We start from the raw sequence: 16,430 nt of genomic DNA on the forward strand, positions 1-16,430 counted from the left end.
GCCGGGGGCAGTCACGTCACAGCCGTTTCCGCCACCATGACCTTGACGATCTCGATGGTCTCGTCGTCGGCTGGAAACAGCATTTCCAGAGCAGTTCCGCCAGGTCACGTCGTTGGGCACGAAACCGGATCGAGGATCCAACGAAAAAGGCCGGCGAAACGCCGGCCTCTTCGCATTGGATGTGGCGGTGTCGGCTCAGCCGACGATCTCGGTGTCGGAGAACCAGTACTTGATTTCCTGCGCGGCGGTTTCGGGCGCATCGGAGCCGTGCACCGAATTTTCGCCGATCGACAGCGCATGCACCTTGCGGATGGTGCCTTCGGCGGCATTGGCCGGGTTGGTGGCGCCCATCACTTCGCGGTTCTTGGCGATGGCGTTCTCGCCTTCCAGCACCTGGACGATCGTCGGTGCCGACGACATGAACTCGACCAGTTCGCCGAAGAACGGGCGGTCCTTGTGGACGGCATAGAAGCCTTCCGCCTCGCGGCGGCTCATCCACACACGGCGCGAGGCAATGACGCGAAGGCCGGCATCTTCGAGCATCTTGGTAATGGCGCCGGTGAGGTTGCGCCGGGTTGCGTCCGGCTTGATCATGGAAAAGGTGCGTTCGAGCGCCATGGGTCGTCCTTGTCTGAGAATGGAATTGAGAGTGGCGGGCTCTATACAAGCCGCCCGGCCCATTGCCAAGGGGTGAGGAACGGGTCTGTCGTAAGCACATGAGTTGTCCGGATTAGGTAGCACGCGAGTTGTCCGGTTTTATCGCCAGCGAAGGCTGGCCCGGTCCTCGAAGCGGACGGAAAGCCAATTGCTTGGCTTTCCGTGTGACGAACGGTGAAAGCCCGGTCCGGCTTCGAGCGGATTGAAAGGTCCAGTGGCGTTTCCGTGTCAGGCCGGTACCGCAAACGTGCGGGTCAGGGTGACATCGGATGGCTGCACAGCAACGCTTTGCTTGCTATAGTCGCGTGTCGGCGCCGCGCTGAAGTCGGCCCGCATGGAGACAATATGACCATGGCAGACGATCGTCAGGAACGCATTCGCAACCGGGCTCATCAGATCTGGCAGCAGGAAGGGCAACCGGCCGGTCAGCACGAACGCCATTGGCACCAGGCGGCAGCCGACGTGGATGCCGAGCATGCCACGGGGACGTCATCGGTCACCAAGAAGCCGGCCAAGAAGACTGCTGGCGCCGACAAGGCAAAAGCCGCGCCCAAGGAGGCGAAGGCGGCCAAGAAGCCCAGCAAGCCAAAAAGCTGACGGCCAAGTAGGCCGCTGTTCATCGCCTGCGGCGTTATCGCCGGCGGTTTTTCGCGGGCGGGTGATGGTTCATCGCCGGCAACAGGGCGTCACGCCGCGGCTTCAACCTTTCGTCCCAGACCGCCATGCAGGTCGAGGCAGCGGTCGAACCAATGCGCCACCACGTCGCTGCTTTCGAGCAATCGATAGGGCGAAGCCACGCGCGCCCATTGCAGCGCGCCAAAGACGATATAGTCGGCAAACAGCGGCGAGGCCCCGCCGATGAACGGCTGGTAGCTCAACATCGAGCGCAGCGGCTCCAGGGCGACCCGGAAGGCTGCGAGCCCCGTGTCACGTGCGGCCACGACGTCCTCCAGCCGCTTGCCGAAGCGTTGTTCTCGGCTCTGGCGAAAATACGCGGCGTTCTCCTCGTCCTGCATGCCATGGAGGTCGACAATCGCCGCAGTGGTGACATAGGGGTGGATGGTCAGTTGCGACCAGCGCTCGATGAAGCGAGCCATCGCCTTGCCGCCTTCGCCGCCAAACAGCGTCGGCCGATCCGGGTAGGCTTCATCGAGATAGAGCGCGATAGCAAAGGAATCGGCGACGATCTTGTCGCCGTCGCGGATCACCGGGACGGTCTTTGAGACACCGCCTTCGATGGCGGGCACATCGAGAAAGCGCGTCGGCGCGGTCGAGATATCGAGCCCCTTGTGGGCCAGAGCCATCGCCGCCTTCCAGCAGTGCGGGCTGAACGGACGCTTCTCGTCATGCCCGACGAGATCATAAAGCAGAATGGTCATTGGCGTCGGCTCCCTCGCGGTCTAGGTATCGCTCCCGATACCCGAAACAGGCCCGGCGGGAGAAGAGATGAAACAACACTTCATGATGTTTGCGGCATACAATCAATGGGCCAATGGCCGCATCTATGATTGCGCCGCCGATCTCGACGAGGAAGAATTCAATCGCGATGTCGGCGCCTTCTTCCGCTCGCTGATGGGCACGCTCAACCACCTGCTCGCCGCCGATCGCATCTGGATGAAGCGCTTCACCGGCGAAGGCGACGCTCCGACGGCGCTCGACGTCATCCTTCACCGGGCCTTGCCCGGCCTTCGGGCGGCGCGCGAGGCGGAAGACCGGCGGATCGTCGACTGGGTTGGCGGCTTGAGCGACAAAGCGCTGTCGGGCCGCTTCACCTACATGACCATATCGGACATGCGCACCGTCTCGCAGCGCCTGGCGCCGGCGCTGGATCATGTCTTCAACCACCAGACCCATCACCGCGGCCAGGCGCATATGATCCTGACGGTCCTGGGCCGCCCTTCCGTATCGCTCGATCTGACGCATTTCCAGCGCACCGAGGAGGGCAGGGCCTTCGCCTGATTTCCAGATCGTTTCGTTCCGGATTCGAAGGCGAGCAGCCCGCGCCGGCTATCGTCGCATTTTTGCCGCAGCATGGCCTTCACTTCAGGCCACTCGGAATGCTCCGGCTCAAGGGGCTTGAACTCGACAATTTCACCGACCAGGGTGGGTTGCCTGGATTGGGCGTCCACTAACTGATGGTTCTCAATTTTCTGGCCGGCGGTCATCGGGAATAATACAAGCTGATCCGAATTTCAGGCGCTCTCAAGAGCCAAGTCATTGATTTCACTGTCCAACTGACTCTGCGTCAGAGCTGCTTCCGCCATCACCCATTGTTTGAACAGCAGCACCTTGCGTGTGGCGAGGCTCTTGTGGGGGGAAACAAAATACCAGCCGGCCGTGTTCGGATGATGCACGGCAAAGGGAGCGATCAGCCTCGCGGCGCGGATATCGCTGGCCATATAGGCGCGGTTGGCGACGGCAAAACCCATTCCGGCATTGGCCGCCTCGTAGGACATCATGCAGGAATCGAAATAGATGCCCTTGGTCTCGCTGAGCACGAAGCTGGCGCCCGCGAATCCAAGCCAGGATTGCCAGTTCTGGGTGCAGGTGTCGGAATGCAGAAGCGTGAAGTGCTTGAGGTCATCCGGCGTCACCGTCGACCGCGGCCTGTTGCCGAGAACCTCATGGAACAGCTTGCGGCTGCAGACCGGCGTCAGGTCCTCCCGGAACAGCAGATCGGACTGCAACCCGTGAAAGTGGCCGTCGCCATAGCGGATTTCGAGATCGAAATCGGACGTCGTGAACTCATGTGTCGCGTAGGAGGTCGAAACCCGCATCACGATATCGGGATGTTGATGCTGGAACAGCGGCAGGCGCGGAAACAGCCAGCGTGCGGCAAAGGTCGGCAGCACCGATATCTTCAGCACATGCTCCTGTGACTGCCCGGTCGCTTCCATGCTGGCGGCGACGATACGCTCCAGCGCTTCGCGAACGCGCGAGACATAGGTTTCGCCTTCGGGCGTCAGTGACACCGCATTGCCGCCGCGCTGGAAAATCTTGAAGCGGAGTTGATCCTCCAGGCTTTTGACGCGCTGGCTGACCGCCGAGGCGGTGATAAACTGTTCTTCGCCGGCGCGCGTGAAGTTCCCGTGCCTCGCAGCACTCTCCACAATCTTGAGCGAATTTAGGTTGACCTGACTGAGCAGACGCACGGTTTCGACCTTAAGCTGGGCTTACACTAGCACCAGCATTCCTAATTTTACAGGGGTGGGTGAATTAATCGACTATTTACCAAGTGTTGCCCCCATCCTGGAGAAGTAGAATGAACGCCCATACGATACCCGAACTGCGTTATGCGATGAGTCGAGAAGCCATCATCGGCCACGAAACCGCCTGGAAAGTGTCGAGCTTCGGCGTCGCGCAATATCTGCACGGCTATGACCCGGCACTGCTTGCGGCGATCGAAGAGGCGGCGCTCAAACTCAAGGCCAGCCATGCCGTGCACAAGCACCTCGATCTGACCTTCATCACCGGCGCCGATCGTTATATTCCGGAGATCAAGGAGCTTTTGCACGACAAGCTGCGGCTGGAGCGTCTGTCCGACATGATGGGCACCAAGCTTGAGCCCTATCCGCTGTCGATCGTCGGCTCGACCGTCACTTTCATGAATCCCAGGGATGGCGCCGTGGACTGGCATTGCGACGGCGTCCCGGTCACCGAGCTCATCCCGCTGTCGATCAGCAATCCGTTGGTTGGCGGCCATCTCGAAATCTATTGCGACGACTCGGAAACCGGCCGTGCCATCCTCGAATCCGGCCACGAGATCCCGCGCAACCGCATCATGCGCATCGATCACAAGATGAACTACGCCACGCTCGGGCAGTTTCTGGGCGTCCTGCATCGCACGGCGCCGATCCAGTTCGGCGAGCGCGTGACGCTGGTGCTCAACCAGCGCTCGGTGGCCAAGCCCTATGTCGACGACAACCGCATGTTCTATCTCGCCGCCGACAACGACCAAGACCGCGAATGGGTCAACGAACTGGCCGAGGATGTCTGGACGAACCAGCTGCCGGCCTATCGCCGGTTCGAGGCGGAACATCCGGCGCCGGCTCCCGCCGAAGCACCGGTACCGGGCGGAAACAGGGAATCATGGTAAGGAACCATGATCCCGAAAAGTGGGAACCGGTTCTCGGACGAGATCATGGTCAAGCACGGAGATAGAGCCCCATACCGGTTCTTTCCGCATGGATCAGGTTCGATATCCGCGCTGGTCTTTGCCGTCGGCGCGGTGGCTTTGTGGTCCACCAATGCCCTTGTCGGCAAATCCCTGCTGGCGAACCATTCGGTGTCGCAGGTGCAGTTCCTGCAATTCGCGGGAGCCGCATTGGTCTTTGCCCTGATCCGGTTCACGAGCCGGGAGAGCGCTCCGCCGGTCGCGGCGAGGGCCGCGCTGCTTCCGCTCGCGGTCGGTTTCATCGGTCTTGTCGGCACCATGGTGCTGCAATACATCGCCTTCGCTTCGATGCCGGTGATCGAGGCCAACCTTGTGGCCTACACCTGGCCTTTGATGGTTGCCGCGGTGGTGATCATCTTTGAAAACCCGCGTCGTCCTGCCCTGTTGGGCCTCGCTGCGACCCTTGGCTTCATAGGTGTCGCGCTGGTGATTTCAGGCGGGCGCGACAGAACCTGGTTCCAGGGCGATCTCGTCGGCTATTGCGCGGCATTCGGGTCCGCGCTGTGCATGGCATTCTATTCGGTGATGGTGGGACGGGTCGCCACCTCGCCGGATCGCCTTTTGCTGCCGTCGTCGCTGATCGGCGTCGCCCTGACGCTTGCGTGGTGCGCGCGCGATGGCGTTGCCTTGCCCACCGGCACGGACCTTGCTCTCGGGCTCTATCTCGGCGCCGGCCCGATGGGGCTGGGCTACTATTTCTGGTCGCGCGCCCTGAAACTCGAAGGCAGCGGCAAGGTTGCTGTCGTCGCCTATCTCACGCCGATTGCTTCGACGCTGCTGCTGACCCTGTCCGGCGAACGACTGACGATGACGGCCGTTGCCGGAGCCGTCCTTGTCATCGGCAGTTGTGTCGCGGTCGGCCTGGAACGCTCGGAGGCGGAAAACTATGTTTGATGAAAATGAGCGCCTCGCCAGGCGGGAAGCGCATTGGCTGCTTAAGGAATTCGGCGCCGAGGCGCCCTTATACGCGGCGATGAAGGCCGAAAAGGCGATTGAACAGAAGGATTTTGGGCGTTGTGCCCGTTGGAAGCGTATTCTTGAGATATTGGCCGACAGCCGGACAGCCAAGTCTGTCGCTACCAAGTATTAGATTTTCTAATTTGCGCGGCGCCCATTTTCCATAAAGATAGTTGGTGGCAAGTCTTGATTCGTTTTGGGGCTTGGTAGTCCGTTGGGGGCGCGGTTAGAAGGATACATAGACAAAAGTCTTCACTGGGGTAGATGGTTTTGTCGCAAATAAGGTGAAAGCATTGTCAAATATCGAGGATAAGACCGTTATCGAGCTCACGGCCGATATTGTCTCGGCCTATGTTGGCAACAATCCACTTCCAGCTTCCGGCCTGCCTGACCTGATTGCCAGCGTCAGCGCCTCGGTTCGAAAGCTGGCCGGTGCGGCTGTCGTTGAAAGCCCGAGCCTGGTTCCTGCCGTAAATCCGAAAAAGTCGGTATTTCCCGACTACATCGTCTGCCTGGAGGATGGAAAGAAATTCAAGTCGCTCAAGCGACACCTCAGGACAGACTATGGCTTGAGCCCGGACGACTATCGGGCCAAGTGGAGCCTGCCGCCGGACTATCCAATGGTCGCCCCGAATTACTCGGCGACCCGGTCGGCGCTGGCGAAGTCGACGGGACTTGGCCGTAAGCCGGCCGTGGCACCGGCCGCGGTGGCCAAGACGGCAAAGCGCGGCAAGGCCACTGCCTGAGGGCGGTGGCTCGGCCGGCACGAAAGCCACCGATCTGCGATACTGACGGGCACTTGCGGGTGCCCGTTTTGAGGCCTTGCGCGACCAACTGGTCCGCAAGGCCTTGCGAAGCACTGATCTCCCGTGCAAAAGCGCGGCCATGCTTATCATCAATGACCTCTCGCTGCGCATGGCGGGGCGCCTGCTTCTCGACCATGCCTCCCTGACCCTGCCGGCCGGTACCAAAGCCGGCCTTGTCGGCCGCAACGGCACCGGCAAGACGACGCTGTTCAAGACCATCACCGGCGATTTTCCCTCCGAGACCGGCTCGATCAGCCTGCCGAAGAACACGCGCATCGGCCAGGTGGCGCAGGAAGCGCCTGGCACCGAGGAACCGCTGATCGAGATCGTGCTCAAGGCCGACCTCGAACGCACGGCGCTGCTCGAAGAAGAAAAGACCGCCACCGATCCGCACCGCATCGCCGACATCCACATGCGGCTGGCCGACATCGACGCGCATTCGGCCGAGTCCCGCGCCGCCACCATCCTGGCCGGCCTCGGCTTCGACGATGTAGCGCAGCGCCGGCCGGCCTCGTCCTTCTCCGGCGGCTGGCGCATGCGCGTGGCGCTTGCCGCCGTGCTGTTTTCGGAGCCGGATCTGCTGCTGCTCGATGAGCCGACCAACTATCTCGACCTCGAAGGCACGTTGTGGCTGGAAAACTACGTCTCGAAATACCCCCACACCGTGCTTCTGATCTCGCATGATCGCGACCTGCTCAACCGCGCCGTCAATTCGATTGTCCATCTCGACCAGAAGAAGCTGACCTTCTGGCGCGGCGGCTACGATCAGTTCGAGCGCCAGTATACCGAGCAGAAGGAATTGCAGGAGAAGGGCCGCGTCAAACAGGAAGCCGCCCGCAAGCATATGGAATCCTTCGTCGAACGCTTCCGCGCCAAGGCCTCGAAGGCCAGGCAGGCGCAGTCGCGCATCAAGGCGCTGGAGAAGATGAAGCCGATCGCGGCCATCGTAAACGATTCGGTGCGGCCGTTCTCTTTTCCCGAACCGGTGAAGACGGTGGCCTCGCCGATCGTTGCCTTGAACAACGTCAATGTCGGCTACACCGAGGGCCAGCCGATCCTGAAGAAGATGACGCTGCGCATCGACGCCGACGACCGCATCGCGCTGCTCGGCGCCAACGGCAACGGCAAGTCGACCTTCGCCAAATTGCTGTCCGGCCGGCTCAAGCAGGAGAGCGGCACGATGACGGTGGCGCCTGGGCTGAAGGTGGCGATCTTTGCCCAGCACCAGCTCGACGATCTGCGCCCGGAGGAAAACGCCTATGAGCATGTTCGCCGGCTGATGCCGGAAGCGCCGGAATCCAAGGTGCGCGGCCGCGTTGCCCAGTTCGGCCTCACCACCGAGAAGATGAACACGCCCGCCAAGGACCTGTCCGGCGGCGAGAAGGCGCGTTTGTTGATGGGCCTGTCGGCCTTCGAGGGCCCGAACCTGTTCATCCTCGACGAGCCGACCAACCACCTTGACATCGACAGTCGCGAGTCGCTGATCCATGCGCTCAACGAGTTTCCCGGCGCCGTCATCCTGATCTCGCACGACCGCCACTTGCTGGAAGCGACCGCCGACCGGCTGTGGCTGGTCAAGGACGGCGCGGTCAACCCGTATGATGGCGATTTGGAGGACTACAAGACGCTGGTCACCGGCGTGTCCGGCGACCGGCGCGGCAAGCGCGAGGCCGACAAGGCGTCGAAAGCCGACCGCCGCCGCGACGCGGCCGCGCGTCGCGCCGCCTTCGAACCGCTGGCCAAGGAAATCCGCGCCACCGAGGCGCTGATGGACCGCATCCGCAAGCGCATCGACGGCATCGAGGACGAACTGGCCAACCCGGCGATCTATGAAAAGGACCCGTCTACCGCGACGCGGCTGGCCAAGGAACGCTCGCAACTCGCCCAGACGCTGGCCGGTCATGAGGAAAAATGGCTGACCATGTCGGCGGAGTACGAGGAAGGCACCGCGGAGTGAGTGCGTAATCTCCCCCTTGTGGGGGAGATTGGCTAGTCATCTGGCCCTACACGCCGACGCCAAAACCCGCTAGACAAACCCCATGAACCAGCACGCCAAGCTCCGCATCGGCCATTCGGCCTGTCCGCATGATTGCCCATCGACCTGCGCGCTCGAGGTCGAGCTGCTCGACGGCAACCGCATCGGCCGCGTCCATGGCGCCAAGGCCAACACCTACACGGCCGGCGTCGTCTGCGCCAAGGTCGCGCGCTATGCCGACCGCGTCCATCATCCGGACCGGCTGCTGAAGCCACTGATCCGCGCCGGCGCCAAGGGTGATGGCTCATGGAAGGAGGCGAGCTGGGAGGCAGCGCTCGACCTCGTCGCCGAGAAATTCATCGCGGCCGAGGCAAGATACGGCTCGGAGACGGTCTGGCCCTATTTCTATGCCGGCACGATGGGTCTGGTGCAGCGCGACGGCATCGACCGGCTGCGCCACGCGAAAAAGTATTCAGGCTTCTTCGGATCGATCTGCACCAATCTCGCCTGGACCGGCTGGATGATGGGGGCGGGCGCCTTGCGTGGGCCGGACCCGCGCGAGATGGCGAAGTCCGATTGCGTGGTGATCTGGGGCACCAATGCCGTGGTCACGCAGGTCAATGTGATGACCCATGCCATTAAGGCGCGCAAGGAACGTGGGGCGAAGATCGTCGTCATCGACGTCTATGAAAACGCTACGATGAAGCAGGCCGACATGGGTCTTGTGCTCAAGCCCGGCACCGATGGCGCGCTGGCTTGCGCGGTCATGCATGTGCTGTTCAGGGAAGGCATGGCCGACCGCGCCTATCTCGAAAAATACACCGACGACCCGAAGGGGCTCGAAGCGCATCTCAAGACACGCACGCCGGAATGGGCGGCTGGTATCACGGGCTTGACCATTGGCGAGATCGAGGCCTTCGCCCGCCTCGTCGGCACGACCAGGAAAACCTATTTCCGCCTAGGCTATGGTTTTGCCCGGCAGCGCAATGGCGCCGTCAACATGCATGCCGCCTCTTGCATCGCCGCGGTCGCCGGCAGCTGGCAATATGAGGGCGGCGGCGCCTTCCATTCCAATTCCGGCATCTTCAAGCTCAACCAGGAGGTGCTGGAAGGCACCAGGATGCGCGATCCCTCGATCCGCCATCTCGACCATTCGCGTATCGGCCCGGTGCTGACCGGAGCGGCGGATGCGCTCTATGGCGGACCGCCGGTGACGGCGATGCTGATCCAGAACACCAATCCGGTGAATGTCGCGCCCGAGCAGCGGCTGGTGAAGCAGGGTTTTCTGCGCGACGACCTGTTCACTTGCGTGCACGAGCAGTTCATGACCGACACCGCAAAACTCGCCGATGTCGTGCTGCCGGCAACGATGTTCCTCGAGCACGACGATCTCTACAAGGGCGGCGGCAACCAGCACATCACGCTCGGACCCAAGCTGATCGAGCCGCCGGAAGGGCCGCTCACCAACCATTTCGTCATCGAACAACTGGCCGTGCGCCTGGGGGTCGCCGACCGCCCGGGCTTTGGCCTGACCGAACAGCAGCATATCGACATTATTCTCGGCAAGCGCGAGCTGGGCAGCTTCGACAGCCTGAAGGAGCAAAAATGGGTCGATCTGCAGCCGGATTTCGAGACCGCACATTTCATCAAGGGGTTTGGCCATGCGGATGGAAAATTCCGCTTCCGCGCCGACTGGACCGGACAGGCTGCCCCCAACCGGCCGCCGAAGAGCATGGGCCTGTTCGGCCCGGTGGACCGGCTGCCGGAATTTCCCGACCATGTCGACCTGATCGAGGTGGCCGACGAGGCGCATCCGTTCCGGCTGGCGACCTCGCCGGCGCGCAATTTCCTCAACTCGACCTTTGCCGAGACGCCGGTGTCCAAGGAAAAGGAAGGCAGGCCGGTGCTGCTCCTGCACCGCGAGGATGCGGCGGACCTTGGGCTGGCCGACGGCGACCGTGTCGAGATCGGCAACCAGCGTGGCGAGGTGGTGCTGCACGCCAAGCTGTTCGACGGCATCAAGCGCGGCGTCGTCATCGCCGAAGGCATCTGGCCGAACAGCGCGCATGAGCGCGGCGAGGGCATCAACGTGCTGACCGGCGCCGATGCGCCGGCGCCCTATGGCGGCGCTGCCTTCCACGACAACAAGGTGTGGCTGCGCAAGGCAAGTTGAGGCCGAACGGAGCTTCGCTCCACTCGCGTCCAATCACACCGGCAGGATTTCGGCCGCCTTCTTCCTGTTCAGCCGGTGACGGATGTCGTCGGCGATCGCCTGGGCTTCGATCCCGATTTCGCGCAGCAAGCCGGTCACGGCGTTGTGGAAACCAACAAGGTAGAGGCCGAGATCCGAAGCTTGCGCGGTAACGCCGCTGCGGTCCGGCTCGATGCCCGGCTCCAGGAACTTGGCATAGCCCGGGCGGTAACCGGTGGCGAAGATGATCGCGTCGAATTCGCCGTGTTTGCCGTCGGCAAAACGGGCGCCGCGTTCCGAAATGTCGGCAATATCGGGCGCAACCTTGATCGCGCCTTCGCGGATCTTGCCGATGGTGCCGACGTCGATCACCGGAATGCGCGATGCAATCGCGATCTGTTCCAGCAGCCCCTGTCCCGGCCGTTTGAGCCCGTATTTTTCCAGCCTGCCCAGCACCAGGTCGAGGATGATGGGGAAGAGAACATCGTTGAAGCGCTGCGGTCCCAGCCGCGCCGCCATGCCGACAATCTGGATCGGCACGCCGAACAGTTCGCGCGGCACGATATGAACGCCGCCGCGCACGGAAATCGTCGGTTTTGCGCCGCTTTCCGCCAGATCGAGCGCGATCTCGGCACCGGTGTTGCCCATGCCGATGACCAGCACCGACTGACCGGCAAAAGCCGTGGCATTGCGATAGTCGGCACTGTGCAGCGTCTTGCCCGTGAAGGTGTCGATGCCTGCAAATTCGGGTCGCAAGGGCTCCGCATTGTAGCCTGACGCGATCACCACATGCTTGGCGCGCAACGGACCGGATGTCGCTTCGACCCGCCAGCCGCGACCGTCCCGAGTGACCGCTTTTACCGTTTCTCCGAACCGAGGCCGCAGCTCGAAGCGTTGCGCATAGGCATCGAGATAGTCGACGAAGAGAGCGCGCGGCACGTAGCGCGGATAATGCTTGGGAAAGGGCACGAAGGGCAGGGACGAATAGCGCTTCGTCGTGTGCAGGTGGACGCGCTCGTAATGGCGCCGCCAGGCGGGTGCGGCCTGCTGCTCTTTTTCGATGATGGTGAAGTCGACGCCGGCCTGCCTCAGGCAAGCGGCAACAGCAAGGCCCGCAGGCCCGGCGCCGATGATCGCTACTGGTGTGGTGTCGTCCAAGTGCACCTCCATCAATCAATTCGCGTCCGGAGAATGTCAAAAGCATGGCAGGCCGGACTGGAGCCTCCCTGCCGCCAAGACTCAACTTGGCAACGGCACCGTCAGCCCGACCTTGACGCGGTCCATGGCGACGAAGGTGCGGAATTTTCTGACATTGTTGCTGCCGAAAAACAGTTTTCGCGTCAGTGCCTCATAGGCGCTCATGTCGGCCACGGTGAGGACGAGAATGAAGTCGGCCTCGCCGGTGACGTAGTAGCATTGCTGCACTTCGGGCGTCGCCGAGAATTGCCGCTTGGCCGCGTCGATCAGTTCGGTGCGCTCGCTCTCCAGCTCCACCTCGACGAAGATGGTGATGGGCTGGCCGACGGCCGCCGGTTCGACTAGGGCGACATTGCCCGCGATGACCCCGGCCTGCTCCATGCGCTTGATGCGGCGCTGCACCGCCGGCGCCGACAGGTTCACCGCTTCGCCGATCAGTCGCTGCGGCGTGGTGTTGTCCCGCTGCAGGATGGCAAGGATGGCGAGATCGAAACTGTCGAGTGACGGTTGAGGCAATGGCGATGTCCAGCGAAACAAACTTGCATTTTACGAGCCTAAATACAGCGCTTTTTGCGCCAGTCTTGCAATATATTCTCGCCGATCGCCAAGGAGGCCGTCAGTGTTCCTGCCCAATCGCAATGACCTGCATCGCCAACCACTTGATGCGGCCGATGCCGAAACCCTCGGGATTGCCGGGGCGGACACGGTCGAGCGCTTTCTTGCCCATCGCGACAATCACAGGGTGACGCCGCTGCACGCGCTGCCGGCGCTGGCGGGCGAACTCGGGCTCGGTGCGCTGCATGTCAAGGACGAGGGCTTTCGTCTCGGCCTCGGCAGCTTCAAGGCGCTGGGCGGCGCCTATGCCGTCTTCCGCCTCGTTCTGGAGGAGGCAGGAAAGCGGCTCGGCCGCCCGGTCGATGTCGGTGATCTCGACCGGCCCGATGTCCGCTCGGTCGCCGCGACGATGACGGTCGCTTGCGCCACCGACGGCAATCACGGCCGCTCCGTTGCGCAAGGTGCCGAGCTTGCCGAGGCTAAGGCCGTGATCTTTGTCCATGCAGGCGTCAGCGACGAGCGGATCGCGGCAATAGCCCGCTATGGTGCCCGGATGGTTCGTGTCGAGGGCAATTATGACGATTCGGTCAGGCAAGCCGCAAAGGTCGCCGCCGAGAAGGGCTGGACCGTGGTGTCGGACACGTCATGGCCGGGCTATGAGCGTATTCCCGGCCTGGTGATGCAAGGCTATACCGCAATCGTGCGCGAGGCGCTGCGCCAGCTCCGCGAACCGCCGACCCACGTCTTTGTCCAGGCAGGCGTCGGCGGCGTTGCCGCCGCGGTGGCCGGCCATCTGGCCATCGTGCTCGGCGATGCCAGGCCAACCTTCATTGTCGTCGAGCCCGCGCGCGCCGCGTGCGTCGTCGCAGCCGCTGTGGCCGGGCGCGTGGTCAAGGTGGCGCATGACGAGCCGACGGTGATGGCCATGCTGGAATGCTACGAGGCCTCGCCGGTCGCCTGGCGTGTGCTGGCGCGCGTTGCCGACGCCTTCATGACCGTGGACGAGGATGACGCCGTCACGGTGATGCGGCGGCTGGCGCGGCCGGCCGGCGGCGACCCTGTGATCGTCGCCGGTGAAAGCGGCGGCGTCGGCCTTGCCGGATTGATCCGGGCAGTGGCCGAAAACAAGGCCGAACTTGGGCTTGACGGCAAATCCCGCGTGCTGGTGATCAACACCGAAGGCGCCACCGACCCAAGCCGTTATGCCGGTCTCGTCGGCATGAGCCCCGCCGAGGTGCTGGCCGGCAAGCTTGCTGTCGAGGCCAAGCTTGCTGTCGAGGCCAAGCTTGCTGTCGAGGCCATGCCATGATCGCGATCGACGCACAGCGCCTGCTTGGCCGCATCCGTGAACTCGGCGCCGTCGGCCGCGACGCCGAGAGCAGGCTGATCCGGCTGGCCGCTTCCGACACCGACAAGCTCGGCCGCGACCTCTTCGTCGGCTGGCTGCGGCAGGCCGGGCTCGATATCGCTATCGACCGCATCGGCAACATCTTCGGCATCTGGCAAGACGCGGACAATAACGGGCACGCGCCGGTGCTCATCGGCTCGCATATCGACACGGTCATCGACGCCGGCATTTATGATGGCTGCTACGGCGTGCTCGCCGGACTGGAGGTGATCGAGACGCTGAAAGCGTCAGGCCTTTCGCTATCGCGCCCGCTCGCCGTCGCGGCCTTCACCAACGAGGAAGGCGTGCGCTTCTCTCCCGACATGATGGGATCGCTGGTCCATGCCGGCGGTGTTGACGTCGAAGCGGCACTCGCCGCTGTCGGGACCGACGGCGGCACGCTCGGCCAGGAACTGGCCCGCATCGGCTATGCCGGCGACCGCGCCCCCGGTTTTCTCAAGCCGCACATCTATGTCGAGCTGCACATCGAGCAGGGGCCGGTCCTGGAGCGCGAGGGCATCCCGATCGGCGCGGTGGAGACCCTGCAAGGCATCTCCTGGCAGCGCATCACCATCGACGGCGTCGCCAACCACGCCGGCACCACGCCGATGTCGATGCGCTGTGATGCCGGATATGCGGCGGCACGCGTGATCACCTTCCTGCATGACCGGGCAGCGGCGTCCAATTCGCCAACCGTTGCCACTGTCGGCACGATGCGCTTGGAGCCGAACGCCATCAACGTCATTCCATCGCGCGCCGTCTTCACCGTCGACCTGCGCGATCCCGACGAACAGCGCTTGCAGGCGGAGGAGGCGGCGCTGGCCGCCTTTCTGGAACGGCTCGCCGACGAGAGCATGACCGTGACGGTCGAGAGGCTGGCTCGCTTCGAGCCCGTCATTTTCGACGGCCGGGTCGTTGAGCTGATCGAGGCCGCCGCGAGCAAGCGCGGGCTCGTCTCGAGGCGCATGACCTCGGGCGCCGGCCATGATGCGCAGATGATCGCGCGCATCGCGCCGGCGGCGATGATCTTCGTGCCGAGTGCCGGAGGCATCAGCCACAGTCCGCACGAGCACACCGAAGATGCCGAGCTTGTCGCCGGCGCCAACATCCTGCTTGATGTGGTCGCCGACCTAGCGGGGATGGAGGAGCGCGGGAATGGCTGAACTCGATCCTGAAACGCTGCGGCGGGAAATGATCGGATGGCGGCGCGACCTGCACGCGCATCCTGAATTCGGCTTCGAGGAGAAGCGCACCGCGGCCTTCGTCGCCGCCAAGCTGCGCGAATTCGGCCTGGATGATGTCACCGAGGGTGTCGGCGGCACTGGGGTCGTCGGCACGCTGAAGCGCGGCAGCGGCAACCGCGCCGTTGCACTGCGAGCCGACATGGATGCGCTGCGCATCGCGGAGCAATCGACCGCCTCGTACCGGTCCGGCAATCCCGGTGTCATGCATGCCTGCGGCCATGATGGCCACACCGCCATGCTGCTCGGCGCGGCAAAGCGGCTGGCAGCGGAGGGTGGTTTCGACGGCACCGTGCGCTTCATCTTCCAGCCGGCGGAGGAATGGGGCAGGGGCGCGCTGGCCATGCTCGACGATGGCCTGATGCGGCGTTTCCCCTTTGACGAGATCTTTGGGCTGCACAACATGCCCGGCCTGCCCATCGGGCATTTCGAGACCCGCGCCGGCCCGATCATGTCGGCCGAGGACATCTTCGAGATCGTACTGAGCGGGCTCGGCGGCCACGCGGCGCGGCCGCATTCGGGCAACGAAACGCTGGTCGCCGCCTGCGCGCTGGTCACCAATCTGCAGACCATCGTCTCGCGCCGGCTGAGCCCGGCCGACATATCGGTGGTTTCGGTGACCGAACTGATCACCGATGGTACCCGCAATGCGCTGCCCGGCCTGGCACGCATCCTTGGCGACGCGCGCAGCTTCCGCCCCGAGGTCAGCGCCGGGATCGAACGCCAGATGCGTATAATCGCTGAAGGCACCGCCGCCGCTTACAACGTCTCCGTCGAAGTGGACTACAGCCGCGAATTCGTGCCGCTGCGCAACGATGCCGAACTGGTCGACGCGGCTTTCGCCGCCGCCAGGGACGTCTTCGAACCCGGCAACATCGCGGTGGCGGCTGAGCCGATGACAGCCTCGGAGGATTTTGCCCGCTTCCTCGACCACGTGCCGGGCTGTTTTGTCTTCCTCGGCAATGGCGAAGCCTCGGCGCCACTCCATAATTCCAGCTATGACTTCAATGATGAGGGTTTGCTGTTCGGTGCCAACTTCCATGTCGCCATCGCCAGGCGACGGCTTGGGGTTTGAAGGGCCGATAACTCTCTTGTGCGTTTTGCGGGGGAAAACGCCCGGAAAGAGCCAAAATCCTCGATCCTGCATGACGTAGCGGCAAGACTCAGCTAGCCTCCTCCTTGCGGCGGACCTCTTATCCGCTTGGCCGGCGCCTTTCTCCTCCCAAGCGGCGCCGGCCTTCTTCTCCGTGGCGCCGCCTTGCTAAATTAGCACTCATTAAATTTGGAATA

General features: G+C 63.2%; 16 protein-coding genes. 11 read left to right on the forward strand and 5 right to left on the reverse strand.

Features of this window, described 5'->3' with window-relative positions; genetic code table 11:
- Positions 1 to 195 precede the first annotated feature (195 nt).
- The gene (gene ndk / locus X741_RS143225; RefSeq protein WP_008875017.1) at positions 196 to 618 is read right to left on the reverse strand and encodes a nucleoside-diphosphate kinase; all 423 of its coding nucleotides are present in this window, start codon (positions 616 to 618) and stop codon (positions 196 to 198) included.
- Positions 619 to 1,008: 390 nt separating this feature from the next.
- On the opposite strand from ndk, the gene X741_RS0135675 reads away from it, so the two are divergent.
- Positions 1,009 to 1,254 carry a DUF2934 domain-containing protein gene (locus X741_RS0135675; RefSeq protein WP_245272773.1) on the forward strand — a complete coding sequence of 82 codons (246 nt, stop codon included), beginning with the start codon at positions 1,009 to 1,011 and terminating at the stop codon, positions 1,252 to 1,254.
- An 89-nt stretch (positions 1,255 to 1,343) separates the two neighbouring features.
- Here the strand turns inward: X741_RS0135675 and X741_RS143220 are convergent, their stop codons facing one another.
- Positions 1,344 to 2,036, reverse strand: a complete 693-nt coding sequence (locus X741_RS143220; RefSeq protein WP_023779684.1) for a glutathione S-transferase family protein — start codon at positions 2,034 to 2,036, stop codon at positions 1,344 to 1,346.
- A gap of 67 nt (positions 2,037 to 2,103) precedes the next feature.
- Between X741_RS143220 and X741_RS143215 the strand changes: the two genes are divergently transcribed.
- Positions 2,104 to 2,616, forward strand: coding sequence for a DinB family protein (locus X741_RS143215; protein WP_023779685.1), 513 nt, complete (start codon positions 2,104 to 2,106; stop codon positions 2,614 to 2,616).
- Between the two features lie 233 nt (positions 2,617 to 2,849).
- Here the strand turns inward: X741_RS143215 and X741_RS143210 are convergent, their stop codons facing one another.
- Complete coding sequence (locus tag X741_RS143210) at positions 2,850 to 3,809, reverse strand: LysR substrate-binding domain-containing protein (protein WP_023779686.1); 960 nt, start codon at positions 3,807 to 3,809, stop codon at positions 2,850 to 2,852.
- Between the two features lie 110 nt (positions 3,810 to 3,919).
- Here X741_RS143210 and X741_RS1000000170525 point away from each other — a divergent pair, with 110 nt between their 5' ends.
- The 6 genes from X741_RS1000000170525 (at position 3,920) to X741_RS143180 (ending at position 10,742) form a co-directional block, all read left to right on the forward strand.
- On the forward strand, positions 3,920 to 4,753 hold the full coding sequence (locus X741_RS1000000170525) for a hypothetical protein (protein WP_023779687.1): 834 nt from the start codon (positions 3,920 to 3,922) through the stop codon (positions 4,751 to 4,753).
- A 45-nt stretch (positions 4,754 to 4,798) separates the two neighbouring features.
- On the forward strand, positions 4,799 to 5,725 hold the full coding sequence (locus X741_RS143200; protein WP_031250379.1) for a DMT family transporter: 927 nt from the start codon (positions 4,799 to 4,801) through the stop codon (positions 5,723 to 5,725).
- Positions 5,718 to 5,921, forward strand: coding sequence for a hypothetical protein (locus X741_RS143195; protein WP_013896253.1), 204 nt, complete (start codon positions 5,718 to 5,720; stop codon positions 5,919 to 5,921). The genes X741_RS143200 and X741_RS143195 overlap by 8 nt, the downstream gene beginning before the upstream one ends.
- Positions 5,922 to 6,081: 160 nt before the next feature.
- Positions 6,082 to 6,534, forward strand: a complete 453-nt coding sequence (locus tag X741_RS143190; RefSeq protein WP_013896252.1) for a MucR family transcriptional regulator — start codon at positions 6,082 to 6,084, stop codon at positions 6,532 to 6,534.
- Between the two features lie 139 nt (positions 6,535 to 6,673).
- Positions 6,674 to 8,551 carry an ABC-F family ATP-binding cassette domain-containing protein gene (locus X741_RS143185; protein ID WP_023779689.1) on the forward strand — a complete coding sequence of 626 codons (1,878 nt, stop codon included), beginning with the start codon at positions 6,674 to 6,676 and terminating at the stop codon, positions 8,549 to 8,551.
- Positions 8,552 to 8,633: 82 nt separating this feature from the next.
- The gene (locus X741_RS143180) at positions 8,634 to 10,742 is read left to right on the forward strand and encodes a molybdopterin oxidoreductase family protein (protein ID WP_023779690.1); all 2,109 of its coding nucleotides are present in this window, start codon (positions 8,634 to 8,636) and stop codon (positions 10,740 to 10,742) included.
- 33 nt (positions 10,743 to 10,775) lie between these two features.
- Here the strand turns inward: X741_RS143180 and X741_RS143175 are convergent, their stop codons facing one another.
- Positions 10,776 to 11,918: an NAD(P)/FAD-dependent oxidoreductase gene (locus X741_RS143175; protein WP_031250380.1), complete on the reverse strand. Its 1,143-nt coding sequence runs from the start codon at positions 11,916 to 11,918 to the stop codon at positions 10,776 to 10,778.
- Positions 11,919 to 11,999: 81 nt separating this feature from the next.
- Complete coding sequence (locus X741_RS143170; protein WP_023779692.1) at positions 12,000 to 12,473, reverse strand: Lrp/AsnC family transcriptional regulator; 474 nt, start codon at positions 12,471 to 12,473, stop codon at positions 12,000 to 12,002.
- Positions 12,474 to 12,576: 103 nt separating this feature from the next.
- On the opposite strand from X741_RS143170, the gene X741_RS143165 reads away from it, so the two are divergent.
- The 3 genes from X741_RS143165 to X741_RS143155 are packed head-to-tail and all read left to right on the forward strand — an operon-like array spanning position 12,577 to position 16,215.
- Positions 12,577 to 13,821 carry a diaminopropionate ammonia-lyase gene (locus tag X741_RS143165; RefSeq protein ID WP_031250381.1) on the forward strand — a complete coding sequence of 415 codons (1,245 nt, stop codon included), beginning with the start codon at positions 12,577 to 12,579 and terminating at the stop codon, positions 13,819 to 13,821.
- Entirely contained in the window at positions 13,818 to 15,062 is a 1,245-nt protein-coding gene (locus X741_RS143160; RefSeq protein WP_023779695.1) for a Zn-dependent hydrolase, read from the forward strand. The genes X741_RS143165 and X741_RS143160 overlap by 4 nt, the downstream gene beginning before the upstream one ends.
- Complete coding sequence (locus X741_RS143155) at positions 15,055 to 16,215, forward strand: M20 aminoacylase family protein (RefSeq protein ID WP_023779696.1); 1,161 nt, start codon at positions 15,055 to 15,057, stop codon at positions 16,213 to 16,215. The genes X741_RS143160 and X741_RS143155 overlap by 8 nt, the downstream gene beginning before the upstream one ends.
- Positions 16,216 to 16,430: the final 215 nt, after the last annotated feature.

The organism is Mesorhizobium sp. LNHC221B00, assembly GCF_000502935.1.
Taxonomy (GTDB): domain Bacteria; phylum Pseudomonadota; class Alphaproteobacteria; order Rhizobiales; family Rhizobiaceae; genus Mesorhizobium; species Mesorhizobium opportunistum.